10 protein-coding genes and 1 pseudogene are annotated in these 10,764 nt (G+C 65.9%); 6 read left to right on the forward strand and 5 right to left on the reverse strand.

The features are described from left to right. The 3 genes and pseudogenes from IT540_RS19935 to IT540_RS19945 all read left to right on the forward strand — a co-directional run. Positions 1 to 452, forward strand: a pseudogene (locus IT540_RS19935) (hypothetical protein); the annotation flags it as partial. 153 nt (positions 453 to 605) lie between these two features. Then, positions 606 to 977, forward strand: coding sequence for a cytochrome c (locus tag IT540_RS19940; RefSeq protein WP_291181625.1), 372 nt, complete (start codon positions 606 to 608; stop codon positions 975 to 977). A gap of 205 nt (positions 978 to 1,182) precedes the next feature. After that, the gene (locus IT540_RS19945; RefSeq protein ID WP_291181626.1) at positions 1,183 to 2,967 is read left to right on the forward strand and encodes a sigma-54-dependent Fis family transcriptional regulator; all 1,785 of its coding nucleotides are present in this window, start codon (positions 1,183 to 1,185) and stop codon (positions 2,965 to 2,967) included. A gap of 229 nt (positions 2,968 to 3,196) precedes the next feature. Here the strand turns inward: IT540_RS19945 and IT540_RS19950 are convergent, their stop codons facing one another. Further along, on the reverse strand, positions 3,197 to 3,445 hold the full coding sequence (locus tag IT540_RS19950) for a DUF465 domain-containing protein (RefSeq protein ID WP_291181627.1): 249 nt from the start codon (positions 3,443 to 3,445) through the stop codon (positions 3,197 to 3,199). A 284-nt stretch (positions 3,446 to 3,729) separates the two neighbouring features. Between IT540_RS19950 and IT540_RS19955 the strand changes: the two genes are divergently transcribed. Next, positions 3,730 to 4,614: a TIGR01459 family HAD-type hydrolase gene (locus tag IT540_RS19955; protein ID WP_291181628.1), complete on the forward strand. Its 885-nt coding sequence runs from the start codon at positions 3,730 to 3,732 to the stop codon at positions 4,612 to 4,614. Between the two features lie 25 nt (positions 4,615 to 4,639). Here IT540_RS19955 and ribA read toward each other — a convergent pair whose 3' ends face one another. Next, complete coding sequence (gene ribA / locus IT540_RS19960; protein ID WP_291181629.1) at positions 4,640 to 5,275, reverse strand: GTP cyclohydrolase II; 636 nt, start codon at positions 5,273 to 5,275, stop codon at positions 4,640 to 4,642. A gap of 156 nt (positions 5,276 to 5,431) precedes the next feature. Between ribA and IT540_RS19965 the strand changes: the two genes are divergently transcribed. Continuing rightward, complete coding sequence (locus tag IT540_RS19965) at positions 5,432 to 7,639, forward strand: glycoside hydrolase family 3 N-terminal domain-containing protein (RefSeq protein ID WP_291181630.1); 2,208 nt, start codon at positions 5,432 to 5,434, stop codon at positions 7,637 to 7,639. 47 nt (positions 7,640 to 7,686) lie between these two features. Here IT540_RS19965 and IT540_RS20865 read toward each other — a convergent pair whose 3' ends face one another. The 3 genes from IT540_RS20865 to IT540_RS19985 form a co-directional block, all read right to left on the reverse strand. After that, positions 7,687 to 8,568 (reverse strand): CoA-binding protein, encoded by an 882-nt coding sequence (locus tag IT540_RS20865; RefSeq protein ID WP_366030402.1) that lies wholly within the window; start codon positions 8,566 to 8,568, stop codon positions 7,687 to 7,689. Continuing rightward, a complete protein-coding gene (locus tag IT540_RS19980) occupies positions 8,553 to 9,362 on the reverse strand; it encodes an enoyl-CoA hydratase (protein WP_291181634.1) in 810 nt (269 codons plus the stop codon). The genes IT540_RS20865 and IT540_RS19980 overlap by 16 nt, the downstream gene beginning before the upstream one ends. Positions 9,363 to 9,432: 70 nt before the next feature. Then, positions 9,433 to 10,008 carry a hypothetical protein gene (locus tag IT540_RS19985; protein ID WP_291181631.1) on the reverse strand — a complete coding sequence of 192 codons (576 nt, stop codon included), beginning with the start codon at positions 10,006 to 10,008 and terminating at the stop codon, positions 9,433 to 9,435. Positions 10,009 to 10,461: 453 nt separating this feature from the next. Here IT540_RS19985 and rplM point away from each other — a divergent pair. After that, positions 10,462 to 10,764 (forward strand): 50S ribosomal protein L13 (rplM, locus tag IT540_RS19990; RefSeq protein WP_291181632.1); only part of this gene is annotated, 303 nt, incomplete at its 3' end.

Genomic DNA, 10,764 nt, shown 5'->3' on the forward strand with positions numbered 1-10,764 from the left:
CGGACGGCCTGCCGCTGTTCAAGCCGCCGTTCTCGACCATCACGGCCATCGACATGAACACCGGCGAGCACAAGTGGCGTGTTCCCGCCGGAAAGGGCCCTATCAACCACCCCGCCGTCAAGGCGGCTGGGCTTGATACGGTGGGCGCGGTGCACCAGAGCTTCATCACGATCACGGACGACATCGTGTTCATCGCTCCCAACGGTGCCTATGACGTGCTCGGCCTGAACACGCGCGGCAACGCCCTGATCGGGCAGAACAAGGAGAAGCAGGACGAGTCGGCGCTTTACGCGTACGACGCCAAGACCGGCAATCTCCTTGGCGAGATCGAGCTGCCGCTCGGCGTCTTTGGGGCCCTGATGTCCTATATCGTCGACGGCAAGCAGTTCGTCATCGCCCCTGTGGGCGGCGCCGGCACGCCCTCGGAGCTTGTCGCGGTCCAGGTGAACTGACCTCAGCACTCACGCGATAGCCCGTCCCGCTCAGCGGGGCGGGCCAACATTTTCATTGCGGGCACGCGCCCGTTCAGCGGCGCGTGCCATGCAAACGGACCAATGGTGACAATGAACAAACACGCTCACGCTCGATGCGCCAAGGCGGCCGCGATGGCACTTCTGGCCACTGTCGCGTTCGGAATTCTTTCCGACCTCGCAAGAGCTGGCGGCATTCCTCGAAGCGAGCAGAGTGAAGCGGAAGCCCCGCCGACGAAGATTGCAGGGACGCCGCCGTTCGATCTCTCGGACCCGAAGAAGATCAAATCCGGCGAGAGCACCTTCAATTCCACGTGCGCCGCGTACTGCCACGGCCAGAATCCGACCCTGTTCGTGGATCGTACGGGACTGACGGAGGAGTACGTCTACAACACCATCCGCGACGGCGGAAAAGGCGCCACCCCGATGCCGCCCTGGGGCGACGTGTTCTCCCATGAAGAGATCTGGGAGCTCGTCGCCTATCTGAAGTCGCTCGGGAAATGGTGATGGGCATGACCGAGGCGCCCACTATTGCCGAGAAGCGGTGGAGCAATGCCGGAAGATCAGCAACTCGGTGCTCGTGCTCGAACAACCAGAGGATCGCCGAACGGTGATTGCGAGAGACACCCCAGTCGATCATGTGGGCTCGTCGTGGCGACGCTGCGCTGACACGTACAAACTCAGTGCATCTCACTTCAAAGGGCCGCACGTCGTGACGGCTCAGGAGCTCACCGCCGCCCGTGAGGGACTCGGATTGCTGCGCGCAGTTGCCGAGAGCGAGATCAAGCAGTTTCTCTGCCGCGTTGCCCCGGTCAACTACGTCGCGATACTGGCCGACTCCGCGGGGATCGCTGTCGATGTCGAGGGCACGAGGCCCATCGACAGCGACATCTCGCGGCTCGGCGTCCGTGCCGGTGCCGTGTGGAGCGAGCCGTTTGCCGGAACAAGCGGAATCGGAACGTCGCTTGTCGAACGGCGCGCGCTGACCATTCGCCGCAACGAACACTATTTTCATGCGTATGCGGGGTTGACCTGCATGGCCGCCCCGATCCGGGACTGGAATGGCGAAATCCTCGCCACGCTCGACGTGTCGTCGATGGCGAGCCTGTCCGAGGACACCCTGTCCTTTGTACTGGAGCTCATTGAGGCCACCGCGCGCCGCATCGAGCGGCGGCACTTCTTCGCACGCAACGCAAAGCGGCCCATCCTCCGCGTCCTCAGCCGCGTGGACGATATGGACGGCGACAGCATGCTCTTCGCGCTCGGCGACGATGGCCGCGTGGTCGAGTGTCTGGGCAGTGAGCCGTCAATGGACCGGACCGACCTCGTCGGATGTCTTCCATCGGGCTTCATGGAGATCAACTGGGACGGACCCGCCCACCATGCCCGGGACAGCGGCGTCCTCGAGCGTATCGGCATAGCGCGCTTGCGGGGGCTCGAGCACCCGTGCTTCGCAAGCTTGAAAACGCACATGGGCAGAAGTGCCGGAAAACGCGCGAAGCAGACCGCGCAACGCGCCGGCGCGCTCCATGACATACGGCTCACCCTCGACACTCTGGCCGGGGGCGACCCGACGCTGCGGAGCCAGACCACCACGATCAAGCGCCTTGCCGATCGTCGTCTGCCCATCCTTCTGCAAGGGGAGACCGGAACCGGAAAGGAGGAGTTCGCACGCGCCATCCACAACGCGGGGTCGCGGTCGCTAGGCCCTTTCGTCGCCATCGACTGCTCGTCGATCCCCGAGAGCCTGGTTGAAAGCGAGCTGTTCGGATACGAGACCGGAACCTTCACGGGCGGCAGGAGAGAAGGCCGGCGCGGCCGCATCGTCGAGGCTAACAACGGCACGCTATTTCTCGACGAAATCGGCGATATGCCCCTCACGCTGCAAACGCGCCTCCTGCGCGTCCTGGCGCGGCGAGAGGTAGTGCCGCTGGGAGGCGCCAAGCCGATCCCTGTCGACTTCAATGTCATCTGCGCGAGCCATCAAGATCTGCCCAAGATGGTGAAGGACGGCCGCTTTCGGCAGGACCTCTTCTTTCGCATTGCCGGCGTCCGCCTCGAATTGCCGCCGCTTCGCAAGAGGCAAGACAAGGAACGGATCATCTCGCAGGCGCTTGCCATCGAAGCGGCCGAAATGGGGATCTCTCCGTTGCCTGTACTCTCTCCTGCCGCCCTCGGGGTGCTGATGGCGCAGACGTGGCCGGGCAACATCCGCGAATTGCGCCTCGCGGTGCGCTATGCGCTCGCGAAGGCGACTGACGACGAAATCCATCCCGACGATCTTCCGAGCTGGCTCGACCTCTCCGCTTCGACGCCGGGAGAGAGCGGCGACGCGGCGCCTGCCGATATGGAGGACATGCCTCCGTCCGAGCTGGTTGCGGTTCTGGCGCGGCACAACTGGTGTGTTTCGGATGCCGCCGCGACGCTGAAGATCAACCGGCGCACGCTGCATCGCTGGATGCGGCGGCACTCCATCCTTCGGCCCAACCAAGTCTGACCGGAGGCTTCGTATGTCGCTCAATTTTAGCACGCCGGTGGCCGCGGGTTTGAACCGCAAGGGCCACGCCGTGTCGCCGGAAATCCGCCTTCCTCTGCCCGAGGAGCCTATGGAGCGGCTCGCAGATTCTTCTTCCTTCCTACCGCGAGCCGCTCCACTTTTTTCCGGTTGCAGAGACCATTGCTTCTCGGTGCTGCCGGCATCCCTCCCGAGGCCGGCTAGGTCGTGATCACGCGTCCTTTACCGCGGAAAGGGCTTCGGCGATCGCGTCCTTGATCTGGAGCCGACGCTTGCGAAGCTTCTCCTCCTCGAACTGATCCATCGGCTTGACGTTCGTCTCGGCCAAGTGCACCTGGTCGTTAACCTCGTCGTAGTCCTCAAGCAGACGCGCGAATTTCGCATCCGATACCTTAAGCTTGTGAATAGCCTCCACCTTGTCCGGGAATTCCTCTGCCAGCGTATGCGGCGTGTTCGACATGGGCCTTGCGCTCCGTAGCTACGTGCCAACCAGATTCAACATCGCATGACGCCTATCATTCGTTCCAGCCCGCGCTGTTGCGATCGATCAATCGCCCGGCATCCCTAGAGCGCGATCAGTTTTGGATGAAGCGGGATCGCGCTCCAGGTTTTTTGATGAGACCTATGATTCACGCTTCGTACTGATAGGGTCCGAAGCGATCGTGGTCTGGGGGCTTGCATCCGCTGTCCCTCCCGCTTATGCGGTTTGCTCCGCCAACGTCTCCCTATCGCGCCGGAAGATCGATGACACCGTCCCTCGGACCTCGCGTCCCTCCGATCGTCTCCGGCGCCGGGTTCCTGCTCCAGCGCTACGACGTCCTCTATTGCGATGTCTGGGGCGTCGTGCACGACGGCGTGCGGGCTTACGCGCGGGCCGTGGAGGCGCTGGTTCGCTTCCGGGAGCGCGGGGGGACTGTTATTCTGCTCACCAACGCGCCCGTGCCGATCCATCGCGTGGAGGCCATGCTGGAGGCGCGGCACGTTCGGCCCGAGGCCTACGACGGCATCGTCTCGTCAGGAGAGATCGCGCTCGCGCATCTGGCGGAGAAGTCATACCGGAGGGTGCACTTCATCGGACCGCGCGGCCGCGATGCGGCATTCTTCGAACGAGCGACGGCCGAGCATGCTCCGATCGAGACCGCCGAGGCCGTGGTCTGCACTGGGCTCGTCGACGACGTCAACGAGACGGTCGAGAGCTACCGGGATCTGCTCGCGCAGGCGCAGGCCCGCGCGTTGCCGTTCGTGTGCGCCAATCCGGATCTGGTGGTCGACGTCGGAGGGCGCCTCTTCCTTTGCGCGGGGGCGCTGGCGGACGCCTACGCGCACCTCGGCGGCGAGGTGTTCTGGGCCGGCAAGCCTCACCCCGCGGCCTATGCGACGGCGAAGGCCGAGGCCGAGCGGATCCGCGGCGGCCGGGTCACTACCGACAGGATCCTCGTCATCGGCGATGCCGTGCGGACGGATCTCGCGGGCGCCGAGATGGCCGGGCTCGACGCGCTGTTCGTCGCGGGCGGCATCCATCGGCGCGAGGCGATGACGGGAGATGCCATCGATCCGGAGAAGCTCGTCTCGCTGTTTCCCCCGGGCACACCGCCGGCGCTGGCGGCGATGGCCGGGCTTGCGTGGTGAGAGCGCTTTTTTCCTGCGAGCCGGGTCAGAGCTTGTGGGACATGCGGCGGCGCTTGGTCTCGAGGTAGTGCTCGTTGTGGGCGCCTGGCCGGATGACCACGGGGACGCGGTCGATGATCTCGATGCCTGCATCCTCCAGCGCTTCGATCTTGGCCGGGTTGTTCGTCATCAGGTGGATGCGCACGAAGCCGAGGTCTTGCAGGATCTCGGCGGCCAGCTCGTACTCGCGCGCGTCGATGGGCTCGCCGATCTCGATGTTGGCGTCCACCGTGTCGCGGCCCTGGTCCTGCAGCGCGTAGGCCTTGATCTTCTTGAACAGGCCGATGCCGCGCCCCTCATGGTAGGGCAGATAGATGAGAATGCCGTTGGGTGTCGCCGTAATGCGCCGCAGCGCCGCGTCGAGCTGGGCCCGGCAGTCGCACCGCAACGAATGGAAGATGTCGCCCGTGACGCAGCCCGAATGCACGCGTACGAGCGGGACCTCTCCCGCCTCGGGACCTTTGCCGCGATTGATCAGGGCCATGGCCTGGGTGTGCTCGTCCTTGCCCTGGTAGGCACGGGCCTCCAGCACGACCTCGATGCCGTCGAGCTCAATCGGCAACAGCGTGCGCGCCGAACGGTCGGTGTCGAGCTTCTTTGCCTGGACGCCGCTTGCCGGCATCGCATTGTCTCCTCGGTCTGGACCGGCTCGTGTCGGGAGGGGTCGCGGTGGGTGGACATGTTGTAGCACACGGCCCAACGCGCAAGGTGCGAAATAGACGCGAGACGGGCCTGCCGTATAGCATGGCGGCCTTGCCATCGGACAGAGCCCTCCTCGATGAGATCCCGCCTTATCCTTTTGATCCTGCTGGCTTCTCTGGCAACCCTCCCTGCCCATGCGACTCCATCGCCCAGCCCGGCGCCATCGCGCGCAGCCGAGGCCGAGATCGCGACCAAAGTCTCCGCCCTCATGGCGCGCATGACGCTCGCGGAGAAGATCGGCCAGCTCAACTTCCCGTCGCTCGCGTTCCCCTACGAGGACCAGCTCGCCACCGTCAGGCAGGGGCGTATCGGCAACATGCTCAACGTGGTGAATCCGGTCCACCTGCGGGCGTTCCAGGACGCGGCGCGAGCCTCCCGCCTTAAGATCCCGCTCCTGCTTGCCATCGATGCCATCCACGCGTTCCACATCACGTTCCCGACGCCGATTGCCTGGGCCGCGACATGGCGGCCGCAGCTCGCCCAGGATGCCGCGGAGATGATCGCCCGTCAGACGGCGCAGAACGGCATCAACCTCACGTTCGCGCCAATGATCGACATTTCGCGCGATCCCCGCTGGGGCCGCGTCATCGAAGGCGCGGGCGAGGACCCGTTCCTTGGCTCGGCCTTCGCGGCGGCGCGCGTGCGCGGATACCGCAAAGGCGGGCTCGCGACGGCGGCCAAGCATTTCGTCGGCTACGGGGCGCCGGAGGGCGGGCGCGACTACAACGGCGCGCAGATCTCGCTCTCGGAGCTGTTCGACCGCTACATCCCGCCGTTCGAAGCCGCGATCGACGCCGGGACGGAGACTGTGATGGCCTCGTTCAATACCGTCAACGGCGTGCCGGTGACGGCGAACCGCGCGCTGATCACCGACATCCTCAAGGAGCGGCTCGGCTTCGAGGGCATCGTGATGTCGGACTTCGCGGCCATCTACGAGCTCATCAACCACGGCGTTGCAGGCGACCTCGCGGAGGCCGCCCGCAAGGCGCTCAACGCCGGCATCGATCTCGACATGACGAGCAAGGCCTACGAGCGCCACCTCGAAAGCGCCGCGCGCGCGGGAGAGGTGCCGGCCGCGGAGATCGATGCGGCGGTGCGCCGCGTGCTGACCGTCAAGTACCGCATGGGGCTGTTCCCGGACTCGCCCGGCGGCGTGCGCAAGATTCCGTCGCCGGTTTCCGAGGCGAGCGTGCGCGCGACGGCGCGCGCCGTCGCCAGGGAGAGCTTCGTGCTGCTCAAGAACGACGGGGCGACGCTGCCGATCACGCCGCAATCGGGCACGGTGGCGCTCATCGGCGCGGCCGCGCTCGCGACCAGCGATCACTCCTGGTACGGGCCGGCCGGGCTCAAGAAACCCGAGACGGAGTCACTGCGCGATGCTCTCGAGAGCCGCATCGGCACGACGCAGGACCTGCTGTTCGCCGAAGGCTTCGCCGATCCTTGCGGTCTTTCGTTCAAGGACAAGGCCGGCGCGCTGGCGGCGGCCCGCGCGGCAAACTTGGTCGTGCTCGTCGTGGCGGAGGACTGCATCATCTCCGGCGAGGCGGCCTCGCGCGCGGATCTCGGGCTCACGGGCGTGCAGGGCGAGATGCTCGATGCGCTGGCCGAGGTCGGCAAGCCGATCGTGCTCGTGGTCGAGACCGGGCGGCCGCTCGCCCTTACGGAAGCCGTGGAGAAGGTCGCGGCGGTGATGGTCGCCTGGCATCCGGGGACCGAGGGGCGCACGGCGCTGGCCGAGGTGCTCACCGGCGAGGTCGCACCTTCGGGCAAGCTGCCGATGACGTTTCCACGCTCGGTCGGCCAGGTGCCGATCTCCTACGGCGACCTGCCCACGAGCCGGCCGGCGACGGGCGACCGCTATACCACCGGCTACGTGGACGAGAAGCCGACGCCGCTCTACCCGTTCGGACACGGGCTCAGCTACACGACCTTCGCCTATTCGGACTTGAAGACGAGCGTGCCGACGATGGCGCGCAACGGTCGGATCGAGATTCGCGTCGACGTGACGAACACCGGGACGCGCGCCGGCCATGAGGTGGTGCAGCTCTATACGCGCCAGCTCGTCGCGGCGCGGTCGCGGCCGCTGCGCGAGCTCAAGGGCTTCGAGAAGGTCGCGCTCAAGCCCGGCCAGCGGCGAACGGTGCGCTTCACGCTGGCGGCTGCCGACCTCGCCTACCATGACGACGAGGGGCGGCCCGTCATCGAGCCGGGCACGTTCGATGTGTTCGTGGGTGGAAGCTCGACCGCCGATCTCGAAGGGAGCTTCGAGGTTACGGAAGATTGAGTGAGTGGGGGCGTAGGCCCTGGGTCCCAGGGGCCGCAACCCAATCGTCACGCGCCGATCAGGCGCGCGTGCTCGATCTTGGGGCAGCGGTCCATGACGACGGTAAGGCCGGCCGCGCGGGCTTCGGCGGCAGCGGCCTCGTTGACGACGCCGATCTGCATCCAGACCGTCCTGATGCCCAGGCGGTCCTTCTCGCGGATGGCCGCACGCACGGCGTCGAGCGCGGCGTCCGGCCGGCGGAAGATGTCCACCACGTCGACGGGCTGGCGGATGGCGGCCAGGTCCTTGCGCACGGCGAGGCCCAGCACCTTGCGGCCTTCGAGCGTCGGATTGACGGGGACGATCTTGTAGCCCTTGGCCTTGAGGAAGCTCATGACGCCGTAGCTCGGGCGACCTGGGTTGTCGGAGGCACCTATGACGGCAAACGTGCGCGAGGTCTTCAGGATGCGCGCGATCTCCGCGTCGGCCGGCTCGGCGGCCGGCGCCGCATACGGCAACGTCACCCGGCCCGCGGCGTCGAGCGGCATGAAGGGATTGTAGGCGATCTCCCAAAGATGGCCGTCCGGATCGGAGAAGTAACCGATCTGCCCGCCCCAGAACGCCTTCTGCGACGGCTTGACGATGGTGGCGCCTGCCGCCTCAGCCTCGGCCAGCACGCGCGCCACGTCCTCCTCGGCGCGCACGTTGTGCGCAACGGCGATCCCCGAAAAGCCCACGCCGTTGTCTGGAATGCCCGCATCCTCGGCGAGCGCCTCGCGCCCCCACAGCGCCAGCACCACGCCGCCCGCATCATAGAAGGCGACATCCTCGGTCGAAGCGGAAGACGGCTTGAAGCCCAGCCGCTCGTAGAAGGCGCGTGCGCGGGCGATGTCGGCGACGCCGAGGGTGACGAAGGAGAGCCGCGGCTCCATCGTCAGCAGCCCTTCCACACCGGCGGACGCTTCTCCAGGAAGGCGCCGATGCCTTCGGCCGCGTCACGCGCCATCATGTTCTCGACCATGACGGAGGCCGCATACGCATACGCCTCGGCGAGCGGCTGCTCGATCTGCCGGTAGAAGGCCTCCTTGCCAATGGCGACGGTCGCCGGCGATTTCGCGGCGATGATGCGGGCCATGGCAAGCGCCTCGTCGAGCACGCGCTCGGGCGCGACGACGCGGTTGACAAGGCCGTAGCGCTCGGCCTCCTCGGCGGAGAGCATCTCGCCGAGCAGCAGCATCTCCATGGCGCGCTTGCGCGAGACGTTGCGCGAGAGCGCCACCATCGGCGTCGAGCAGAAGAGGCCGATGTTGACGCCCGGCGTGGCGAACGTCGCAGTGGAGGCGGCGACGGCGAGATCGCAGGTGGCGACGAGCTGGCAGCCGGCCGCGGTGGCGACGCCCTGCACGGCGGCGATCACCGGCTTGGGGCTGTTTACGATCGCCTGCATGAGCCGGGCACACGCCTGCATGGTGTCGGCATAGAAGGCGCGGCCGCCGTCCGCATCGGCGCGGTGGCGGGTCAGCTCCTTGAGGTCGTGGCCCGCGGAAAAGACCCGGCCTGTCGCCGTTAGGACGACAGCCGCCACGTCCGGCTCGCGGGAAAGCCGTGCGACGGCCTCGTCGAGGGCGGCGATCACCTGCCGCGACAGGCTGTTGCGCGTCGCGGGCGCGTCGAGCGTGATCACCGCGATGCCGGGCTCAGGCCGCGCGATGCGCACGGCCTCTGCCTCGCCCACTGGCGACAGCGCATCCGCAGACTTGGTGTCGGTGGTCACGGGGGACGGCGCCCTACGACAGGCCCTCTTGCTCGACCGCTTACGGTGCCGGCGGCTCTCCCTCTTCGGGGCCGCTCTCGCCGGCCTCCTCGGGGATCAGCGCCTCGATCTCCGCAATATGCTTCTTTACGACGTCGATGTTGCCCTTGAACTTGAGCGGCTGCGACGCGGCGATCTCCTGCGTCAGGTCGTCGACGGCGAGCTTCTTGTCCTCCGCCGGGATCGACTCGTCGGCCTTGATGTCCTCGAGCTCCTTCTTCATCTTCTCGATCGGATCGGTGAACTCGCCCGACGAGCGGTCGAGGCCGTCGAGGATCAGCGTGATGTTGGCGCCAACGTCCTCGAACTCCGCAAAGCTCCCGAAGCCGTGCTTCTTGGCGATGTCCTCGAGATCCTTGGTCAACGCCGCATCGGGGGATTCGCCGCCTTCAACGAGCTTGCTTGCGAGCGGCGCAAAATCCTTCTGTGCCGAGATGAACGATTTCACCATGGGGTCGGTGAGCTCGATCTGCTTGAACTCCTGAGCCGCAGCGCCCAGCGCTCCTGCGGCGGCCACGCCCGCGCTCAAGCCGAGTACCAGCGCCAGCGACTTAAGGCGTGAAAAAAAAGTGCTCATCAGGCGTAACCTCCCCTTCCTCGGATCGCGTTGCTTTCCCCAGCGCGTCGCTCCTATGCCGACACCTAAGATCAAACTGAGACGGATCTAAGAACAGCCGGCCCACGGCGCTCCCAGCGCATCACGCCGGAAGCATCCGAGCAACGTACCGTACCGGCGTGAGGAAACGCTCGCCAGACACATCGCAGTCGAATGGGCTACACCGATGGGAGGGCCTCGGCAAGAACGGTTAACGGAAGGATGCTCCATCCGCCCCTGAATATATATATGGTATTTTGATACCGTATATATGGTTTCATTTTACCGTTACTATTATAGTGCTGATATTTCTTGATTATTTATTTTTGTGTGGCGATTGACTGCTCTTTCGACGCAGCGTACACAGCCCACTTTCCGCGGCGCTCCATCGGAGCCGCCGGTTCTTCCAACTCTCAGGCAGGAGCGCTTCCCGCCATGAAGACTTTCGTCGCCAAGCCCGGCGAGGTGGACAAGACGTGGGTGCTGATCGACGCCGAGGGCCTCGTCGTCGGCCGTCTCGCCGCGCTCATCGCCACGCGCCTCAAGGGCAAGCACAAGCCCATCTATACGCCGCATGTCGATTGCGGCGACAACGTCATCGTCGTCAACGCCGAAAAGGTCGTCCTGACCGGAAACAAGCGTGAGGGCAAGGAATACTTCCGTCACACCGGCTATCCGGGCGGCATCAAGACCACGACGCCGAAGCGCATCCTCGAGGGCCGCTTCCCGGAGCGCGTC

The sequence above is a fragment of the Hyphomicrobium sp. genome, from assembly GCF_020852195.1.
Classification (GTDB): Bacteria; Pseudomonadota; Alphaproteobacteria; order Rhizobiales; family Hyphomicrobiaceae; genus Hyphomicrobium_C.